Origin of the sequence: Legionella sp. PATHC035, assembly GCF_026191115.1 — a bacterium.
Classification (GTDB): domain Bacteria; phylum Pseudomonadota; class Gammaproteobacteria; order Legionellales; family Legionellaceae; genus Legionella.
This window is the reverse complement of record NZ_JAPHOT010000001.1, coordinates 1,822,310-1,842,345: the sequence shown is the minus strand read 5'-3', so window position 1 is coordinate 1,842,345 and position 20,036 is coordinate 1,822,310. Positions and strand designations below refer to the sequence as shown.

Below are 20,036 nucleotides of genomic sequence, written 5' to 3'. Positions count from 1 at the left end.
GTTATTTAGCATGGAGCACAAAAGGGAATATGATGAGCACTTCAAAGTAATTCTTCTTGGAGATAATGCGGTAGGGAAGTCCAGTTTAATGCATACCTATTGTGGGGGTACCCTTCATCCTTTTGATGAGTATATGAGCACTATTGGTGTTGATCAAAAAATACAATGGGTCAATGCCTTTAACAAGAAAATACAATTACGGATCTGGGACGCATCGGGAGCTTCGAGACTGCAAAAAGTGGTAGATTCCTATTTTCGTACGGTCGATGGCGCCTTGGTTTGCTTTGATCTCTCGCAAAAGGGATCGTTACAGAATACCAAGGGATACATTGAGCGTTTACGCGCAACGAAACAAAATGTGCCTATACTACTCGTGGGTTGTAAAGCAGACATTTCCCATCGCCGAGAAATAGCCACCGAACAGGCACAGCAATTGGCTGATGAATTGCACATTGATTATTTCGAAGTTTCGGCCCTCAAAAAAGCAAATATTGAGCAGCCGTTTATCCATATCCTTGAACAAATCTATATTTCTAGGCAACTGAATAAGGTAAAGCCTACCTTAGAAGCGTATTTCCATGAATATTTAAAATTAACTAACCCTAAGAACCGTGCCGGTTTTTTTATAGAACAAGGTATGTTGTTAGATAAAGCTGATGACAAACTGCAAGAAGAATTCAAAACTCATTTCAAACAATTATTTGATTACAAAAATGTGGAAGAGTTAGTTGCGTTTTGTAGAAAAGCATCAGAGCTCATGGAAAGAGGCAGTGAGTTTTATAAACGTGAAAACCCTGTTTTGAGCGGCTTTGTTGCCAGTCCGCTGACAAAAATAGTAAAACAAACAGTGAATGTGCTCACTTATGTGTTAGGGGAGGCGTTGGGTTTCGCTGCCGCAAGAGAACTGATTGCTCAGAAAAGCACCATGACCAATGTACTTTAAAGACAATGCACCTCGGGGCATTGATTCGCGTGAGCGTATGCATCAACGAAAAGCATGGCTTTAGTTGGTTTAGCCCCACCAGGTTAAGAGAAAAGCTCAAAATATTCCCTCTCCCCAGCCCCTCTCCCCTAAGGAGAGGGGATACTGAACGGTATGGCAGTTGCTCTAGCTTGACATCGAACCAAATATTATTGCGCGGGTGAGGGTTTTTCAGGTTATCTGAATATGATTTCACGACTGGTGGTGAGGCGATTATTTATTTGATGACCAGTGATTCTAGCCGAGCTCGAATCAAATTTATTGCGCCGTCAAAGAAGTTTATAGTGCTATCTGAATACTAATTCACGGACATCGCCTCTCCACCTTGGGGGAGAGGGTTAGGGTGAGGGGGTATTTACCACGTCGTCCCACTCACGGGTCGCATCGTTCACCTATAGCAGATTACCCTTTGCGAGCAAGGTAATTTAATATTTCTAATAAACGCTCTGGGCTTCCGGCCATCTGTAAATCAGTTTTGTATTTGTTATTCACCACAAAAGCGGGTACCGCATTAATTTGGTATGTGCCCATGAGGCTCATGCCATTTTGTACGCGCATATCGATTGTTGGTGAATTTTCAAAAGCGCTTTTCGCAATTTCCTTATCGACACCCTGAGTAATAAAGAAATTGATCATCGCTTGTTTTGACTCTAACGGTTTTTTCTCTACTTGGATGGCTTTAAAGAGTAACGGATCCATTTTATCAGAAAGAGCGAGTGTTTTTGCAGTGTAGTAGGCCTTAGCATAAAGCTCCCAAGTAGGCTTGAAGACGACAGGGACGCGTTCGAATTGGATGTTATTACCCATTTTACTCACCCATTCATCTAAGGGTGCTTCTATTTTATAACACCAAGGACAGCCATAACTAAAAAACTCTTCAATGATGGGGGTTTTATTTTTATTGTTTGTTGCTTGGGGATTACTCACAACTTGATAATCCTTACCTTCAACAAATGAGGCGGCTAGAGCCATTGCGGGCAAGAGCAAGAATACAGCGATTAATTTTTTTAACATAATTTAATTTCCTAATGTAACCCTTCAATATAATGTGCAACTGCTTCCATATCATCTTGGCTCATTCTACTACTAATATCTTGCATGATATGGTTTAAATCATTTTTTCTTTTACCGTCTTTAAACGCATTTAATTGCAACACGGTATAAGCAGCATGCTGACCCGAAAGCACCGGAAAGCCCGCTTGGGAATTACCTGTCCCTTTAGGACCATGACAGGCAATACATGCCGTAATCCCTTTTGTAAAATCTCCGCCACGGTAAATTTGTTGACCACGGGTAACAAATTGTTCAGGGGTGCTGCCTTGGGCAAGAGGCATTTTAGCATAATATGCTGCCAAGTCATCCATGTCCTGCTCGTTCAGCATCGCAACAATAGCCTGCATGGTAGGTACATTGCGAAGGGAACCCTCTTTGATGTCTTTAAGCTGTTTTATAAAGTATTTGGGATGTTGTCCTGCGATATTGGGCCAATCGGGATTGGGACTATTGCCTTGTTGACCATGACATGCAGTACAAACAACCGCTTTAGTTGCTACGGAGTCAGCATTTTCTTGGGCAAAGAGGGTGAGTGGTACACCGAGAAGAAAAGTGAGTACAAATTTTTTCATCGATTTCTCATAATAAATTCTTGAAGTAATGGTACACTGCCTTGGTTGAAATCCGAAATATTATAATTCATATGTCAGAAAATCCTTATTCTAAAGCAATATTCTTAAAAAGTGCCGCACGCGTATCCCATTTGCCCGAGGACTCAGGATATGAAGTTGCTTTTGCCGGCCGCTCCAATGCAGGCAAGTCAAGTGCTTTAAACTGTTTAACCGGCATCAAAAATTTGGCACGAACCAGTAAAACACCGGGACGCACCCAGTTGATTAATTTATTTGAGATTGATGCAGAGCGGCGTCTTGTCGATTTACCCGGCTACGGCTATGCCAAAGTTGCCTTGCAAGTGAAGATGGATTGGCAAAAAAATTTAGCGCATTATCTTGAAGTCAGAAAAAGCTTAAAAGGGTTGATCTTATTAATGGATATTCGCCATCCTTTAAAAGATTTGGACCTGATGATGATTGATTGGGCTCTAGAGCGAGAGCTTCCAGTACATATTTTACTGACTAAGTCCGATAAATTAAGTCGCAGTGAAGTCAAAAATACGGTATCTAAAGTGCGCAAACATTATGAATTGGCAGAGCATTTAATTACGGTGCAATCGTTTTCCTCTTTAAAAAAAGCAGGGGTTGAGGAATTGATAGTTTTACTGAATCAATGGTTTGAAATAGTGTAGCCTCAGGCTACACACTCAATGGGTGAGATGAATTTCTCGAGTTACCCCTTGATGGTGGCATTTTCCAATACTTTTTCTGCTTGACTGGCACGATATTTTTTAATCGCCGCGATGCTCAGGATATTTATTTCCCAGGATAGTTACTGCCAAAATAGCTGCATTGATTGCGCCAGCTTTCCCTACCGCAAGAGGGCCAACCGGGATTCCAGCCGGCTGGACAAGGATAAAAGCGCATCAAGGCCATTAGTGAACGTCGATGAGGACATGGGCACACCTAAAACCAGCTTCCTCCATAATGGCCCAGGCTGATTTTGAACCCATCAGAAGGGTAGACCTATTTCCCCGGTGAATCAGTTCATTGCGGTTCGATTGAGGTATTGTTGGCTTGGGTGTGGCGAAACGAACCTTGGCTTTCATTGGAGGCAATAAGCTGAATTGCTTCAATCAACGCCTCTCCTTCCAATTCTTGTACTCGGGTTTTTAACCGCTCTGGGGTATCACCTGCTAAAACAGGACATTTCTTTTGTAAAATAATCGGACCTGCATCAACCTGCTCAGTAACATAGTGCACGGTGCAGCCGGTTTCAATTTCACCGGCATCTAAAACGGCTTGGTGAACATCGAGATTCATCAACCCTGCATAAGCGGGTAATAAAGAAGGATGAATGTTGATTATTTTATTGTCCCAATTCATCACAAATTCAGCAGATAAGATACGCATATAGCCAATTAAAACAATAAGATCGATGTGGTGCTGTTTGAGTGTCTCCGATAAAAAATTATCGAATTCGCTGCGACTTAATCCTTGAGGATCAACAAACAGTGATTTGATTCCGAAATGTGCGGCTTTTTCTAAAATCAGAGCATCTGCTTTATTGCTTAAAACCACTTCTATGGTTGCAGGCAAGCGCTGTTGCTTTATTGCCGCAACAACTGCGTTTAGATTTGTTCCGCGAGTGGAACCCAGTACGGCAATGCGAATCATGAGGCGCGTATCCTTTGCATGTGATCAATACGTTGCTGAATTAATTGTTGTGTACCGATGTCTTCACGATGAAATAAAGGCCCTTCAATTAATGAAATTTCACGTTCCGCTTTTATTTCTGCAGCAACAATGGAATCGGCAATTCCTACATAAGCGGCAGTACGCGAACCCTCCGCGATGATGTGCTGATCGACTTGATTGACTGAAGAAAGGTAGAGATGATCCTGGCAAACTACTTTTGAAAAATCAACGACAAAATTCTTCTTTGGGGTATCAGGATAGCCTTCAGGAACTGCATATTTACACACCGTAGCCTGTTTGGAAAATTGAACCTTATCATCGCTTAAGTCGCCATCAATCATTGCTTGGCAAAGGGCAACAAAATCAGACTCTAAAATCGATAATACATTTAATGATTCAGGGTCGCCAAAACGGGCGTTAAATTCAATGACATAAATTCCGTTTTTAGTCGCAATAAAGCTGCCATATAAAATGCCAATATAAGGTTCATCATATTCAGAAGACAAGGCCTGAAAGACGGCATTGTTAATCGCTTGCGCTTCGTGTACGTCGTCAGCCGTTAAAAAAGGCAAGCGATGGTCGGTGTCTGAATAACTCCCCATACCGCCCGTATTTGGACCTCGATCGCCGTTATAAGCACGTTTATGGTCTTGCACTAAAGGCATGGGAATGAGCCTTTTGCCATCAGCAAAACACATGAAGGAAAATTCTTGGCCAATCAGTTTTTCTTCGATGAGAATCGTTTGTTTTTTATCAAGAATTTCCTGACAAAAACGCAAGGCCTCAGCAATTGAGTGCAAGTGTTCGCCTGCAACTTTAACCCCTTTGCCGCCCATTAAGCCATTCGCTTTAATGACGTAATTGCCTTCTCCAAGCTCGGTGAGGAATGCTTCAACATGATTGAGGGTGGTAAATTTTTGATAACGCGGTAGACCGGCGATATGATGTTTTTTCATTAAATCACGGGCAAACTCTTTAGAGGTTTCAATTTGTGCCAATTTTTTTTTCGGTCCGATGGTTGGAATTCCTGCCTGCCATAATGCATCAGCCATGCCTTGTTCAAGGGGGGCTTCTGGACCAATAATCGCTAATTCAATTCCCCAGAGTTTTGCTCTAGAGACAACGGCAGCGCAATCGGTAATATCCCCAGCAGCATAGTGTTCTGTGAGATGATGGATGCCTGGGTTAATTGCCGTCCCATAACAAAATAATGAAGGTCGTTGTGGTGAACGGTGTAGTGCTTTGATGAGTGCATGTTCACGCGCACCAGAACCGATAACAAGAATGTTCATTCAATGTCCTCTTTATTTGGGGAAATACCTCTACTTGTTTCACGTTGTAGTTCAAGTTGCTTCATTTTTTCTGCGGTGAGCTTCTTACAAAAGTAATCACCATCCATACACGCCATGCAGGGTTTCTTGATTTGATGTTCCCCCCGACGCGTTACGGCTTCAACCAAGTCCTCGTGGGATTGATAGAGTAAGGCATCCACACCGAGATAGTTGGCAATTTCATCCTCACTTTGATTTGCAGCAATGAGCTCTTTGCGTGAGGGAATATCAATACCACTAAAACAGGGATTTTTTAGTGCGGGTGATGTGGAGGCAAAATAAATTTGTTTCGCACCAGACTCTCTTACCATTTTGACAATTTCGCGAGAGGTGGTGCCTCGCACAATACTGTCATCGATAATCATGACGATTTTATTTTTAATTTCCGTTGGTTGCGGGGTTAGTTTGTAACGAATATTCCGACTTCTGGCCTTTTGATTGGGCATAATAAACGTACGGCCTATAAAAGGATTTTTATACAGTCCCTCAGAGTAACGGACCCCTAATTCGCTGGCAAAAGACAACGAAGCGGTATTGGCCGTGAACGGGGCAGGGATAACAATATCCGGGATAAGATCGGGATGTTTTTTCTTCCATTGGATCGCCAAATTTTGTCCCATGCGTAAACGCGAGCGGTATACGCTGACGTTATTGAGCGTTGCATCTGGGCGGGCAAAATAAACGTATTCAAAAACGCAAGGTCTGAATTCTTCTGTCTTCAATACGCGACGGTGCATCCTCCCCTTTAAATCAATAAAGGCAACTTCACCAGGTAAAATATCTCCTTTGGGCTCAAAGCCTAAGGCATAAAAAGGGGTGGTTTCTGATGCAAAAATTGTATCTACAGTCCCATCAGGATTTTCACGTGTTCCCCAAACTAAAGGGCGAATCCCGTGGGGGTCACGAAAGGCAACCAGTCCTTTGCCAATAATCACAGAAACAATCGAATAAGCTCCTTCCATGCGCTCAAAAATATGTGAGACGGCTTGGGTCAGTAGTTCGAAAAAGCGGTCATCGTTTTCCTCATTACTGGCGGCATTACTGGCCAGATTATCCGCAAGCATCAGTAATAGGGCTTCAGAATCGAGTGAGGTGTTGAGATGTCGATGTTGTTTTAAACGAATTTCATCGGCCAACTCTTGGTAATTCGACAAATTACCATTATGTGCCAGCGCTATGCCACGGGGGCTACCAATCCATAAGGGTTGGACATCGCTTTCCGAATAACCGCCGGCGGTAGGATAACGAACATGACCAATGCCGATGTTCCCCATGAGCGGGGCAACATTGTCTGGCGTAAAAATTTCACGTACCAAACCCAATCCATGTTTTGTGTAGAACCGCTGATCACAAGTTAGGATGCCAGCGGCATCCTGACCGCGGTGTTGTAAATGGATTAGACTCTCATATAATTCAGAGGCTACTGGTTCGTGACTGTAAATACCTACTATCCCACACATCGGTTATATTATCCCAAGTAATTTGCAATATGACGCATGATCCGTTGCTCAGCAGGTTCTTTATGTTCCGCAAAGCTGAACTTTTTGCCTGTGATTCGTTCATACAATTGAATGTAGCGTGACGAGAGCTCTTCAATTAATTCTTGTGGTGCTTGCGGAAGTTGCTCATCATGATAAGGATCTGAGTTTTTTACAAACCACAGTCGCAAGAATTCCTTATCAATATTTTCCGGTTCTAATCCAGCAGCAATGCGGTCATGATAACTGTCGGCAAGCCAATAACGGCTGGAGTCGGGCGTATGGATTTCATCTACTACGATAATGTTCCCCTGCGCATCACGACCAAACTCATATTTGGTATCCACTAAAATCAAACCATGATTTTTAGCGATTTCAGCACCACGTTGAAACAGTCTCAGCGCTAAAGCACTGGCTTCTAACCAATCGGCTTCACTCATCCATCCTTCAGAAATAATTTCTGCTGGTGCAATAGGGCGGTCATGAATTTTTTCTTTGGTGGTTGGCGTCAAAACCGGCTGCGCCAATGGCTGATTTTTTCTTAATCCTTCTGGAAAAGTAATCCCACAATATTCACGCACCCCATTTTGGTATTGGGTCCAAAGCGACGTGCCAGTTGTTCCGCTAATGTAACCCCTGACTACAAACTCAATGGGAAAAACGGAGCATTTTTTGGCAATAACCACATTGGGATCGGGAACCGCAATGATGTGATTAGGAACAAGATTTTTGGTTTGTTCAAACCACCACGCACTGGTTAAATTAAGTACTGCACCTTTGTAAGGAATGAGGGCAAGATGTCGATCAAAGGCGGTGAGCCTATCGGTAGTAACGAGCATGATGGAATGACCCAAATCGTATGCATCTCTTACTTTTCCTTGATATTTTTTGCCTACGGGCAAATTCGTTTGATCCAAGCAAAAAGCTAAAGCCTCCCGAATTTCGTTGTCATAACGCGTGGTTGTATCGGTAGCATTCATGAGCATAGGGGTTTCCAATAATGTGAGTTAACAAAATAGGGTCTATTAACCTAGAAACATCAGTTTCCTCGCTAGTAAACTGCCATAAAACACCGTGATGTATTGTGTTTATTTTTGGTAATTCATAGTGGGTATTCAGGGTTTGAAGCGTTTGTTGTCCTTTCAGATCTTCTTTTGCACGAACGAGGTACGCGAAAGTATTTTTCGCGCTCAGTTCGTTGACGGAAACTTCACGCTCCTTTCGATCCGAATATAAAAGTCCGGTATTTTTGAGCTGTGCAAACTCCTCTGCAGAGTCACAATCAATTTCCCAGTGTTCAAATCGATTCACCGTTACGGGAAAACCTAAGCGTCTTAAGGTTTTTTGTACCGTCAAGGCTTGGTTGTCCGTGATAATCAGTTTGACCAGGCAAAGATGCGAGGTTGGGTTTTTATTGAAATTTTTGAGGTTGACTGCCATTCCTTCCCGCGCCTTGTTTGCAGGAGCCAACTCATGCGAGGACTCTGGAGCGACTGCATCGACACCCAGGCGGCCAGTACGTTCTTTGATGTAATCACGCATGGAAGCAAAAATTGGATCGCCGTTAATCGTGCGCTCCGGATGAGGCATCATCGCCATAACATTTCCAGCCTGGTTGGTAATGGCAGCAATATTCCCAGCAGAGCCATTGGGATTAGTCGGGAAATTATCAATGATCTTGCCTTCGGCATCGCAATATTGGAATAAATTTAAACCTTGCTGTTCTATTTTCTTTAACAACGCATCAGGCATTAAAAAACGCCCTTGCGCATGGGCAATGGGAAGATGAATTAAATCGGTGCTTTTAAGATGGCGGGTAAATGCATTATGTTGATGATTTGCCGCCAATCGCATGTGCACCCAGGCATTATAAAAACCAGTGCCTACTATTTTACCATGGGCAATACGCTTGTTTTCAGTCAGAGCCATACTGATCTCATCCTGGTCAAAGCTGGGCACTAAACCTGATTCGACGAGTATTTGGGCGCCATTGCAGATTCCAAATACCGGTTTGCCTTGCTCACTCTGGGCTTTGATTTCTTGAATGACGGGATCGAGGGCGGCAATAATTCCTGCACGGGATCGATCTTCATAAGAAAACCCCCCAATAAGGATATAACCATCTAAGTGACGAAGCTTCTCTAAAGGTTCATTCCACAAAAACTCAACGGGCTCCATGCCAGCACGCTTGACCGCAAGTGCCGTTTCTCGTTCACAATTGGAACCTGGAAATTGAATTAAACCGATGCGTATCATAACAGTTTCACCCTTTGATCCCCTCTCACAACCTGTCCAATTTCATAAAGAGGGAACGATGGAAAATCACGGAGTACTTCGCGTACAGCAGATAAGGTTTCTGGTCCTATAAACAGTACTAAACCCGCGCCCATATTAAACGTACGATACATATGCTCATCATCCAAATGGCCTAATTTACGTAATAAATTGAAGATAGGTAATTCAGGAATCCGATTTTTATGAATTTCTACACCACAATGTTGCGGTAAAATACGGGGAATGTTCTCCAGTAAACCACCACCTGTGATGTGCGCCATGCCCTTAATGGGAATGTTTTTTTCCAAAATGCTCAAAATTGGCCTGGTGTAGTTAATATGAGGAGTTAAAAGCTCTTCACCAATACTATGGGAAAAATCTTGGAGTTGTGATTCTACCTTGTAGCCCGCAACATCAAAGAGCAATTTTCTTGCTAATGAATAACCATTGGTATGCAAGCCGCTTGAAGGAAAGCACACCAGCAGGTCGCCTTCACAGATGGCTTTGCCTTCAATGGCTTTATTTTTTTCAACTACCCCGGTAATAACGCCGACCAAATCCAGTTCGCCAGGTAAATAAGTACCGGGCATTTCTGCAGTTTCCCCGCCGACTAAAGAGATCTGGTTTTCTTTACAGGCCTGGACCATGCCCTTAATGATTTGCTCAACGATTTCCGGTTTCAATTTATCGTTGGCAATGTAATCAAGCAGTGTAAGCGGTTTGGCGCCTAAAACGATAATGTCATTGGTGGTGGCACTCACTAAATCAATTCCGATGGTATCGAATTTTTGCATCATTTTGGCGACCATCATTTTTGTGCCGACCCCATCGATGCTTTGTACCAGAACCGGATGCTCGTAATCTTGCAGCAGGGTTTTGAGATCGTACATAGCACCGAAGCTGCCAATCCCGGTCAGTACCTGCGGCGAGAAGGTGCTTTCTACCGATTTTTTAATACTACGAACCGCTTCATTGCCTGCTTCTATGTCTACACCGGCAGCTTTATAATCAATAATTGACATTATATGAGCCTCTCAACTAAACCATTGTTCCAGGCAGTTTTGGCTGCACTGATTGACAGATTGATAACCGAATTCATCATCAAGGTTGGATTTACTGTGGTTTCACCTATAGTTTGAAACGCTACAGAATATTGGCGGAATATGTGTTCCAGCTTGCTTATATTTTCCGGGGAAACTTCGAGGATGAATCCGCCACTTTCTGAAAACAACTTTTTATCATTGGGCAAATCACCGGAAATAAAAACATTCACTCCAATTTCATTTTTAAAGCTCATTTCTGCGAGCGCAACCGCGATGCCGCCCTCGGAAATATCATGAGCTGAGCATACTAGGCCTGCCTGCATGGCTGCATGCACTGCGCTGATCTGATCAGCAAATGCAGCAAGATCGGGTTTAGGGAGTTGGCTGCCCAGGTGATTGTGTAACTGATAATACACACTGCCACCACATTCATCTTGACGTGCTCCAACCATCAACAGCACTGAATTAGGATGTTTGAAATCATAAGTGACGGTTTTGGATAAATCATCCATTGCACCAAGGCAACTGATAATAGGGCTTGGCGGAATGGCACCTTGGGCTGATTCGTTATAGAGCGACACATTCCCTGAAATAATAGGGAGGCTGACACTGCGATCAGTAAACATTTTTACCGCGTGACACGCATCGACTATCCCACGCACAGAGTCAACAAATTCTCCCATTTGCTCGGTATTTTCAGGATTGCCGAAACACAAACAGTCAGTCAAAGCCAGAGGCCAGGCACCTACTGCGATGATATTGCGTACCGATTCGATGACGGCATTCACCGCCCCCCAATAGGCATCAATTTTATTATAACGGGGATTATGATCGACGGATAAGGCAACGCCCGTGCGCTGAATTTCCTCGGGATACTTATCCTCATTAAAAGGGGCAATTACTCCTGCATCAGCCCATCCTGGCTCCACAATAGAGCGGCCTTGAACCTGCTTATCATAGCTTTCATAAATGGGAGCACGTGAAGCAATGTTTTCATGAGCAAGCAAACGCAATAATTCTTCATTGAAATCATTCACCACAATTGGCTGTGGTTCACTGTGCGCGTGTTGTTTTGAGCTGTAGGGACGATCGTAAAGAATACCTTTGGTAATGTCTTCTGCGCGCGCCGAGACAATTTCTTTTCCTTGGGCTTTCACGACATATAAGCCATCATTTCTTATTTTACCTACGACGGTTGCTTGTGCTCCATCGCAGATTTCTGGAAGTGCAAAACGCGTGTTGTAATGGGTTAAGAAGGTCTCCACCAATTCTTTGGGAACAACCCACATAAAGCGTTCCTGAGTTTCGGAACATAAGACCACGGCGGGTAATAAATTGTTCATACTGGTTGGCACTAGGTCAAGATTGATTTCTGCCCCATAGCCACTGGCTTCTGCCAACTCAACGCTGGCGCATGCTATTCCTCCAGCACCTAAATCCTTGAAGCCTACGCGGTCAATGAGATTGTTTTCGCGCAGGAATTCAAACATTGCATAATTGGCTTTAAGAATGTGTCTTTGCAAAAAGGCATTGGGCTCTTGTACGGCGCCTTTATTTTGTTCTTGTTGCTCTTCACTCAAAGTGGCTGAAGCAAAAGCCGCTCCGCCAAAACCACTGTTATCTGTGGGTTTACCGACTAGTATAAATTGATACTCTTCTGCATTAGGGGGAGCATAGGAGTGGATAATGTGATCTTCTCTGACTACACCTAAGGTCACTACAGTAACGAGACAATTTTCATTATATGCTTCGTCATAATAGGTATCACCACCGAGATTGGGAATGCCAAGTGGATTGGCATAGCCCGCAATTCCTTGCACTACGCCCTGATGGATCCATTTTGTTTTGGGACGATTAATATCTCCAAAGCGCAAACTGTCGGCAACGGCTATGACTTCAGCACCCATACAGCATACGTCACGCACATTTCCACCCACTCCTGTTGCCGCCCCTTCAAAAGGTACAAGCTGTGAGGGGTGATTGTGTGATTCATGACTGACCACAATACCATAGCGTCTATTTTGCTTATCAGTGGCTACTGCCACAATCCCGGCGTCCTCTTTGGGGCCCAGGATTACGTGGGGTGCTTTCGTATTAAATTGGTTAAGGTGTTTGCGACTGCTTTTATAGGAACAATGTTCCGAACCCTGAATTGACCATAAGACGCATTCAGCATAGGTTGGTGGTCTTTTTAGTAAGGTATTTTGAATGGTGAGGGCTTCTTCGGGAGTGAGGCGCAAGCTAAAACGTTGGAGTAAATGAGCTATTTCCTCCAAGGACAGCTGAGAAAAATCAAAACAATCCGGGGCATCTTGCATTTTAGTGGATCTGACTGGTAGCTAAAACGTGTCTAATTTTACTGGTATTTCGCATATAAAGCAATACATATTTTGCATTTACTTGACAAATTGGTCAAAAATTTACAATATTGGGGCGAGCAATTATAGCCTGGATGCAGTACAAAAAAAGCCCAGGTTAAGTCATTCATATTCTCGAAATCCTGGGGTACGGCAAGGCCTGTACCCAGGCTCCATTTTTAATAGGGAAATGAATGGATTAAGGCTAATTTGACTCCTTCCACAATGTCTCTACGATTTTGGGGTTGGCCAAAGTGGATATATCCCCCAATTCATCAAGACTCTCTATTTCCTTGCCGGCAATCTTACGTAAGATACGCCGCATGATTTTGCCGGAGCGAGTTTTGGGTAAATCACTCACTACATGAATGACATCTGGCTTGGCTATAGGGCTTATTTCTTTATTGACCTGCTTGATTAATTCCGCCTCTAATTGATCATTGGCCACATAATCTTGTTTTAAAATGACATAGGCGTAAATGCCTTGGCCTTTAAGCTCATGGGGAATTCCGACTACAGCTGCTTCGGCAACAGCAGGATGACTCACCAGGGCACTTTCGATTTCTGCAGTACCTAAGCGATGGCCTGAGACATTAATCACATCATCCACGCGTCCGGTAATCCAATAATCACCCTCTTCATCGCGTTTTGCACCATCTCCCGTAATGTAATAACCATGATGCAGATAGGTCATGCAATAACGTAGGTGATCACCGGCAATGGTTCTTGCCATGGAAGGCCAGGGGTATTTTATTGCCAAAAATCCTTCGCCGGCGCCTATGATTTCGTGACCATGTTCATTGAGTAATACCGGAATGATGCCCGGGATGGGTTGGCGCGCTGAGCCAGGCTTATGGGTGGTATCATCCGCTCTGGGACTAATCATCACCGCGCCAGTTTCAGTTTGCCACCAAGTATCTACTATAGGACATCTGTTTTGGCCTACTTTTTGATAATACCACTGCCATGCTTCGGGATTAATCGGCTCGCCCACGGATCCAAGTAATCGTAAGGAGCGTCGAGAGCTCGAATTTAACCATTCATCGCCAGCACGCATTAAAGCACGTATGGCGGTGGGTGCCGTATAAAATACGTTGACTTGATGCTTATCCACGATTTGCCAGTTTCTGGAAGAATCGGGCCAAGTTGGAATTCCCTCATAAATTAGGGTGGTAATCCCATTACAAAGCGGGCCATATACCACATAACTATGCCCTGTAACCCAGCCTATATCAGCAGTGCACCAAAACACTTCATCTTTTTGACAATTAAAAATCAATTGGTGGGTGTAAGCGGTTTGTACTAAATAACCCCCTGTTGTATGCACTACTCCTTTTGGTTGGCCGGTACTTCCGGAGGTATACAATACGAACAAAGGATCTTCTGCATCCATAGGTTCTGGATCACAGTGCGCGCTTACTTCTGTTTTGAGCTCATGCCACCAATGATCTTTATTTTTATCTAAAGGAACGGCATCATCGCTCGTTTTGATTAGGAGTCTTTGCAACGGCAGATCATTACATGCTTCATCAACCTGCTCCTTGAGACTCACTAATTTACCACCCCGATTAAAATGATTTGCGGTAATCAAACACGTGCATTCAGAAGCAAGGACGCGTTGTCTTAACGCGTGGGCAGAAAAACCGGCAAATATGACGGTATGCACAGCGCCAATACGTGAACAAGCAAGCATGGCAATTGCTGCTTCAGGAATCATGGGTAAGTAAATCGCTACTTTGTCGCCTTTTTTTACTTGTAGTTGTTTGAGCACATTACTCATGCGACATACTTCAGCATGTAATTCAGCAAAACTCAGGATTTTATGTTGGTTGGGATCATCGCCCTCCCAAATAATCGCTGGTTGGTTTGCTTTATGGGGTAAGTGGCGATCGAGACAATTCATGCTGACATTCAATTTTCCACCTTTGAACCAGGTTACATCCCCATCTTTGAAGCCGCCGGTGAGGACTGTATCCCAAGGTTGGAGCCAATCAACAGTTTGTTGCGCCACTTCGGACCAAAACTCGCAAAGAGAGTCTTCGGTTGGCGTTAGTTTTGGATCGTGCAAATGAGCATGCATGTTATACCTCTTCACCTTGAGAAATCAGTTTAATAATTGCTGAAAAATCAGAATCACCTAGACCTTGGTCGATAAAATGTTGATAAATGGTGGTTGCTTTTGCACCCAAAGGAGTGCTCACCTTCACTGATCGCGCTGAATCCTGACTGAGCAATAAATCTTTAAGCATCATTGCTGCTGCAAATCCGGGTTTGTACTCATTATTGGCCGGTACGTTTTCTAAAACCCCCGGAACGGGTGCATATTTACTCATGGCCCAGCATTGTCCAGAAGCATTAGTGACCACTTCAAAAAGTTTTTGCGGTGACAGTTGCAAGTGTTCGGCGAGAGTAAATGCCTCTGAAATCGCAATCATCGAGATCCCAAGGATCATGTTATTACATATTTTCGCCGCTTGTCCGCTGCCTGCGGTACCGGTATGAATGATTTTCTGTCCCATGGCTGCCAAAATAGGCTGAGCGGCATGGAATGCATGTTCTTCACCACCCACCATGAAGGTTAATGTGGCTGCCCCGGCCCCGGCTACTCCGCCAGATACAGGAGCATCAACGACTTGAAGTTGGTGTTGTTTGGCTAAATGATGCAGTTCACGCGAACTGTTGACATCAATGGTGGAGCAATCAATAAACAAAGCTCCTTTTTTTGCTGCATGGAACAATCCATTATTGCCATGACAAACATTTAATACTTGCTGACCGTTTTGCAGCATCGTAATTAATACATCGTGTTCTTTTGCGACTTCAAGGGTGTTTTGCGCAACTAGGCCACCTGCCTGGGAAAATTGATGCAAGGCGCTTTGTTGCAAATCATAACCGGTCACTTGATGTCCTGCTTTAACCAGATTGATGGCCATAGGTAAGCCCATATGACCAAGTCCCACAAATCCTATTTTTGCCATTGCGTTCTCCATGTGCTGTACCATGTAGCCTGGTTAACAACGAAATCCTAACCTGGGGTTTCTCGATTAAAGCGTTCCGGGTCCGGTGTCGTGTTATTCAGGCTACAGGAAATTATTCTCTTGGTTTAATCATGCGTTGGCATAATAAAAGCACTTTCATTGATTTCAGTAACAGGCCATTTGGTGGTGACGGTTTTGCGTCGGGTATAGAAATGGATGCTTTCCTGTCCGTGCATATTACTGTCTCCAAAAGAAGAATGTTTCCATCCACCAAAAGGATGATTGGCAACAGGAACAGGGATAGGGATGTTAATCCCAACCATCCCAACCTGGACGCGTTGGCTGTACTCGCGAGCGCTAAATCCATCCCGTGTGAAGATTGCGGTGCCATTTCCGTATTGGTTTCTATTGACTAAAGCGAGCGCCTCCTCGAAATGATTGACTCGCACAATGACCAAAACGGGGCCAAAAATCTCATTTTGATAAATCGACATGTTTTCATCCACATGATCGAAGAGACAGGGGCCCATGAAGAATCCTTGTGGGTGCTCAGGATGCTTAAATGCTCTGCCATCAATAATGAGTTTGGCTCCCTCGCTTATTCCTTTATCTACCGCAGCCAGTACTTTTTCTCGATGAGGGCCACTGATTAATGGTCCCATATCGGTGTTAGGCGCATCACCGGCGTTGATGCGAGTTGCTTTGATTAGTGGTGTCATTTGTTCAATTAACGCATCTGCTGTATGCTCGCCTACCGTAACCACGACGGAGATTGCCATGCAACGTTCACCTGCAGAACCATAAGCTGCACCTACAATCGCCGCAGCCGCTTGATCGAGGTCGGCATCTGGCATGACCACGCAATGGTTTTTAGCACCACCAAACGTATGGGCGCGTTTTCCGTGGGCTGTTGCTGTAGTATAAATATGTTGGGCAACAGGTGTAGAGGCAACCGCAGTAAAGGCAGCAATGTCGGGGTGAGCCAGCAAATGGTCTACTGTTGTTTTATCACCATGTAAACAATTGGCTACTCCGGGGGGTAACCCTGCTTCACTTAATAATTCGAGCAAGCGGACAGCGGCGGAAGGGTCTTGTTCTGAGGGTTTCAATATGAATGTATTGCCACAAGCGATAGCAGGGATCATCATCCATACAGGTACCATGACCGGAAAATTAAAAGGGGAAACACCGGCACAAACCCCTAATGGTTGTCTTAATGTATGACAATCAATGCCATTGGTCACATCGGCTGAAAAATCGCCTTGCAGATGATTGGCTATGCCACAATGTAATTCGACTACTTCGATAGCACGTGCTACGGAACCTTTGGCGTCATCTATAGTTTTTCCATGTTCGCGCGTAATGATACGTGCCAGGTCCAATTGATTTTTTTCTAATAATTCTCTGAACTTAAAAAGGATGCGCGCTCTTTTGATGGCGGGAGTCTGGGCCCATTCAATTCCTGCTTCTTTGGCGGTAGCAACTGTTTTATCACAAAGTGCTGTAGACGCGAAATGAACTTGACCAATCACTTCTCCCAAAGCAGGATTGTAGATAGAGTGACTTGTGGCGTTCGTTTCGTTAATAAATTGACCACCAATATAATGTTGTACAATGTAGCCCATTAGCAAACTCCTTTTTATTATTTTTATCAAATTAAGTGATTATTGTAATTGTTTCATGGAATTATTTATACAATAATAACGAAGAGATTAGGACTAAAAATGACCTCTATTTGAATCGCTCTGCTGAATATTTTTGAATCGAGGCGAGTAGTTAAGGAAATTAATCGATGGGAAAAGGAATTATTTTACGTGTACCTCATGGTACCGAATTATCATCAGAATTACTCAGTTCATTACAGAAGCGCTTTCCTGGCTATGTTTTAGAAACTTACCATCAGAAACCTGATTATAATCGGAGTTTTGGACGTCGGGTCAATAGCCTTAACAATGCATTTAATTTTCTTCTTGATGCATACCCTTTACCTCCTCAGAGCAGTTTTTTGACCAAGGAAACCTTACGTGATTACGTAGAAGAGTGTAAAACCTTGGCTTTAGATGCAAAAGGCTCAACCGATAAGTTACATAAGGAGTTAGAAAAATATACTGCCAAACTAATCGAGGTGATTGCGTTGGCTTGGGGTACCTCTAACGAAGAAGCGATTGAGCTGCTCAATGAGGCAGAACAATATGAATTAATGCGGAATGGCCGCAATGATTTAGTCACTCTAATACCGATGAAAGTGGGTGAGGATATCAGTTATATCCTGCAGTTGGACGAATCGCTGCCTCCTTACTACGATGAAATAATTAACGAACTCAAAGAGATAAAAGCTCAGGAGTATCCGAAAACTCCATCCTGGCTGGCCAAGCTGCCTGAATATCAACAAGCCTATTTTTACCATCTGGATCCCGCCATTAGCAGTCCTACAAAAGTGGTTCAGGATTTCACAGACTTTAAAATCAATTGGTCCTCAATCAAAAAGAAAGCAATCAGTTTGAAGAGGGACCTAGAACAAATTGCCAGTAATTTGTTGCCACTACCTAAATGGTTTAATGAGCTGAGTCCGCATCAGCGAGAAATGATGCGGCTTTTGGCCGCTAATCCTGCTCAACTAGACAAAAACCTGGATCAGTTTAAAGATTTAATCACCGGAGAGAGTTTTAATAAAGAGAGTATCGATACAGTGGGACAAATCTCCAGTCTTCCACAATGGTACTGGGTATTGCCTCATCACCAACAGTTTTTTTTGCAGCACGTACTGCAAGGAGTTGATAGGGTTGAGGATGCGGTGACTTTTTTATCCAGCCGTCATCGAACGCTGCCTTTGCCTGCTAATTACGCCGCGCATAGTTTATTGGGTATGAGTCATGATGGAAAAGTAATTCGCGAACTCTCAAAAAAACGTTACCGCTCCAGTCATATTGCTACACGAGATGGCTTGGATTGGCCTGCAGCAGTCCAACAACGCCATTCCGACTCGAATTTGGCTAAAGTGATGGAGCAGGTGCAGCCTGATCAACCGGCATTATTACAAACGCTGATTAGTCCAATTCATGCGGTGGACTATGTACCGACCTGGATTACAGACTTCATACCAACATTGCCTCCAGATTTGGCGTTGTACAAATTAGCACGGGCTGCGGTTGAGCGGCGAGATAAGTATGCGCAAGAGCGGGGAGAAAAGCTTCAACCCATTCAACAAAACAATCATCCTTATAATTTAGCAAAAAGGATCTATTATACCCCGTCAAGTGATCCAGACAGTTTGAATTTATTGGCTGTCGCGAAAAAATATGTTGCCACAACTCCTGGACTACAGACTCTACTGGATCAATATAAAAATGTTTTAGAGTCGAAACCCGGTTCCGCGACGGTTTTTGATTATGCGGGCAGAGAGTTGTTTTTGAGCTCCTTGGAACAGTTAATTATTTTAACGATTGGTGGGCATTCTTATGGCTCTTGTGTGAGCGGTAAGGATAGAAAAGCCATTGAACTCATCCATACGGATGCAATGCTCCTTTATAGAGAGCTTTATGGCTGCTGGCCGATATTCGATGAACCTGAAGCTAAAGATCGCATTCGTTTTGTTTCTCTGGTCGCTGATCTTTATATGAGCCGTCATCAACAGGAACATGCAGGACATAATGCCCCGGGCTCTGAAGGGATTAAAACTCCTGAATGGTATTTACCAGAAGATATTGCTACTGAAATTAAAAAGCGTCTCGATAGTGAGCGAGCGCTTAGAGATGATGACCGAGCCGCAACGGATAACGAAGTAAAAAATATTTTTGTGGGTGGTCATAAAAAAGTAAACGAATATTTATTACCGAAAAACACCCTAAAATGTCGTTTAGTGGCCCGACAATTAGGCAAGAAAAATTGTAATCGACTGTACGATGCGCTTCATCCTTTAATTAACGAAAAAAGTTTATTTACCCCAGAACCCAGTTCACGTTGGTCTACTTTGTTTTTTACCGATACGTCGCCAACAACGCCTGAGGGAATAGAGCAAATTTCTGAACTCATGTTAAGTCCCACCTCTGGAAAAGATAATCTTGTACGGCTCGAAAAAATATTGCAAATCGTCTTAGATAGGCCTATAGCAGATGAAACCCGTTCTGAGGCCACAAACTCAGTTTATGGACGGTTACGCGCGCTGTTAAAGGCACATGAAGAGCAAATCAGTTTTGCTGGATTGGTCGAGCGGACGGTAGAGGAGTGGAGCAGCCTGTTTAATAAATCGAAACAATCACATCATAGTGAAGCACATTTTCATCATTAA

15 protein-coding genes and 1 pseudogene are annotated in these 20,036 nt (G+C 43.7%); 3 read left to right on the top strand and 13 right to left on the bottom strand.

All coding sequences use genetic code 11. The annotated features are described in order from the left end of the window. Positions 1-10: 10 nt before the first annotated feature. The gene (locus OQJ13_RS08135; RefSeq protein ID WP_265710376.1) at positions 11-943 is read left to right on the top strand and encodes a Rab family GTPase; all 933 of its coding nucleotides are present in this window, start codon (positions 11-13) and stop codon (positions 941-943) included. 441 nt (positions 944-1,384) lie between these two features. Here OQJ13_RS08135 and OQJ13_RS08130 read toward each other — a convergent pair whose 3' ends face one another. Together OQJ13_RS08130 and OQJ13_RS08125 are read right to left on the bottom strand one after the other, a co-directional pair. Continuing rightward, on the bottom strand, positions 1,385-1,996 hold the full coding sequence (locus OQJ13_RS08130) for a thiol:disulfide interchange protein DsbA/DsbL (RefSeq protein WP_265710375.1): 612 nt from the start codon (positions 1,994-1,996) through the stop codon (positions 1,385-1,387). Positions 1,997-2,007: 11 nt separating this feature from the next. Then, entirely contained in the window at positions 2,008-2,607 is a 600-nt protein-coding gene (locus OQJ13_RS08125) for a c-type cytochrome (protein ID WP_265710374.1), read from the bottom strand. A gap of 71 nt (positions 2,608-2,678) precedes the next feature. Here OQJ13_RS08125 and yihA point away from each other — a divergent pair, with 71 nt between their 5' ends. After that, positions 2,679-3,281, top strand: coding sequence for a ribosome biogenesis GTP-binding protein YihA/YsxC (yihA, locus tag OQJ13_RS08120; protein ID WP_265710373.1), 603 nt, complete (start codon positions 2,679-2,681; stop codon positions 3,279-3,281). Positions 3,282-3,322: 41 nt separating this feature from the next. Here yihA and OQJ13_RS17080 read toward each other — a convergent pair. From OQJ13_RS17080 to OQJ13_RS08070, 11 genes and pseudogenes are all read right to left on the bottom strand, one after another. Continuing rightward, positions 3,323-3,562: pseudogene (locus OQJ13_RS17080) on the bottom strand (AIR carboxylase family protein); the annotation flags it as partial. Positions 3,563-3,636: 74 nt separating this feature from the next. Next, a complete protein-coding gene (purN, locus tag OQJ13_RS08115) occupies positions 3,637-4,266 on the bottom strand; it encodes a phosphoribosylglycinamide formyltransferase (RefSeq protein WP_265710372.1) in 630 nt (209 codons plus the stop codon). Further along, positions 4,263-5,579, bottom strand: coding sequence for a phosphoribosylamine--glycine ligase (purD, locus tag OQJ13_RS08110; RefSeq protein WP_265710371.1), 1,317 nt, complete (start codon positions 5,577-5,579; stop codon positions 4,263-4,265). The genes purN and purD overlap by 4 nt, the downstream gene beginning before the upstream one ends. After that, entirely contained in the window at positions 5,576-7,078 is a 1,503-nt protein-coding gene (purF, locus tag OQJ13_RS08105; protein WP_265710370.1) for an amidophosphoribosyltransferase, read from the bottom strand. Before purF ends, purD begins: the two co-directional genes overlap by 4 nt. 8 nt (positions 7,079-7,086) lie before the next feature. Further along, positions 7,087-8,082, bottom strand: coding sequence for a phosphoribosylaminoimidazolesuccinocarboxamide synthase (locus OQJ13_RS08100; protein ID WP_265710369.1), 996 nt, complete (start codon positions 8,080-8,082; stop codon positions 7,087-7,089). After that, positions 8,045-9,352, bottom strand: a complete 1,308-nt coding sequence (gene purQ / locus OQJ13_RS08095) for a phosphoribosylformylglycinamidine synthase I (protein WP_265710368.1) — start codon at positions 9,350-9,352, stop codon at positions 8,045-8,047. The genes OQJ13_RS08100 and purQ overlap by 38 nt, the downstream gene beginning before the upstream one ends. Next, on the bottom strand, positions 9,349-10,392 hold the full coding sequence (purM, locus tag OQJ13_RS08090) for a phosphoribosylformylglycinamidine cyclo-ligase (RefSeq protein WP_265710367.1): 1,044 nt from the start codon (positions 10,390-10,392) through the stop codon (positions 9,349-9,351). Before purM ends, purQ begins: the two co-directional genes overlap by 4 nt. Beyond that, positions 10,392-12,731 (bottom strand): phosphoribosylformylglycinamidine synthase subunit PurL, encoded by a 2,340-nt coding sequence (gene purL / locus OQJ13_RS08085; RefSeq protein ID WP_265710366.1) that lies wholly within the window; start codon positions 12,729-12,731, stop codon positions 10,392-10,394. Before purL ends, purM begins: the two co-directional genes overlap by 1 nt. Positions 12,732-12,975: 244 nt before the next feature. Beyond that, a complete protein-coding gene (acs, locus tag OQJ13_RS08080) occupies positions 12,976-14,850 on the bottom strand; it encodes an acetate--CoA ligase (protein ID WP_265710365.1) in 1,875 nt (624 codons plus the stop codon). A gap of 1 nt (position 14,851) precedes the next feature. After that, positions 14,852-15,748: a 3-hydroxyisobutyrate dehydrogenase gene (gene mmsB / locus OQJ13_RS08075; protein WP_265710364.1), complete on the bottom strand. Its 897-nt coding sequence runs from the start codon at positions 15,746-15,748 to the stop codon at positions 14,852-14,854. A 125-nt stretch (positions 15,749-15,873) separates the two neighbouring features. Next, positions 15,874-17,373 carry a CoA-acylating methylmalonate-semialdehyde dehydrogenase gene (locus OQJ13_RS08070; RefSeq protein WP_265710363.1) on the bottom strand — a complete coding sequence of 500 codons (1,500 nt, stop codon included), beginning with the start codon at positions 17,371-17,373 and terminating at the stop codon, positions 15,874-15,876. A 167-nt stretch (positions 17,374-17,540) separates the two neighbouring features. Between OQJ13_RS08070 and OQJ13_RS08065 the strand changes: the two genes are divergently transcribed. Further along, positions 17,541-20,036, top strand: coding sequence for an oxidoreductase (locus tag OQJ13_RS08065; protein WP_265710362.1), 2,496 nt, complete (start codon positions 17,541-17,543; stop codon positions 20,034-20,036).

Bases quoted from the DNA above. Each gene is read 5' to 3' on its own strand.
- purL (WP_265710366.1), bottom strand. From the start codon at position 12,731: ATGCAAGATGCCCCGGATTGTTTTGATTTTTCTCAGCTGTCCTTGGAG.
- purM (WP_265710367.1), bottom strand. From the start codon at position 10,392: ATGTCAATTATTGATTATAAAGCTGCCGGTGTAGACATAGAAGCAGGC.
- OQJ13_RS08100 (WP_265710369.1), bottom strand. From the start codon at position 8,082: ATGCTCATGAATGCTACCGATACAACCACGCGTTATGACAACGAAATT.
- acs (WP_265710365.1), bottom strand. From the start codon at position 14,850: ATGCATGCTCATTTGCACGATCCAAAACTAACGCCAACCGAAGACTCT.
- purF (WP_265710370.1), bottom strand. From the start codon at position 7,078: ATGTGTGGGATAGTAGGTATTTACAGTCACGAACCAGTAGCCTCTGAA.
- purQ (WP_265710368.1), bottom strand. From the start codon at position 9,352: ATGATACGCATCGGTTTAATTCAATTTCCAGGTTCCAATTGTGAACGA.
- OQJ13_RS08125 (WP_265710374.1), bottom strand. From the start codon at position 2,607: ATGAAAAAATTTGTACTCACTTTTCTTCTCGGTGTACCACTCACCCTC.
- mmsB (WP_265710364.1), bottom strand. From the start codon at position 15,748: ATGGCAAAAATAGGATTTGTGGGACTTGGTCATATGGGCTTACCTATG.
- yihA (WP_265710373.1), top strand. From the start codon at position 2,679: ATGTCAGAAAATCCTTATTCTAAAGCAATATTCTTAAAAAGTGCCGCA.
- OQJ13_RS08070 (WP_265710363.1), bottom strand. From the start codon at position 17,373: ATGGGCTACATTGTACAACATTATATTGGTGGTCAATTTATTAACGAA.
- OQJ13_RS08130 (WP_265710375.1), bottom strand. From the start codon at position 1,996: ATGTTAAAAAAATTAATCGCTGTATTCTTGCTCTTGCCCGCAATGGCT.
- OQJ13_RS08135 (WP_265710376.1), top strand. From the start codon at position 11: ATGGAGCACAAAAGGGAATATGATGAGCACTTCAAAGTAATTCTTCTT.
- OQJ13_RS08065 (WP_265710362.1), top strand. From the start codon at position 17,541: ATGGGAAAAGGAATTATTTTACGTGTACCTCATGGTACCGAATTATCA.
- purD (WP_265710371.1), bottom strand. From the start codon at position 5,579: ATGAACATTCTTGTTATCGGTTCTGGTGCGCGTGAACATGCACTCATC.
- purN (WP_265710372.1), bottom strand. From the start codon at position 4,266: ATGATTCGCATTGCCGTACTGGGTTCCACTCGCGGAACAAATCTAAAC.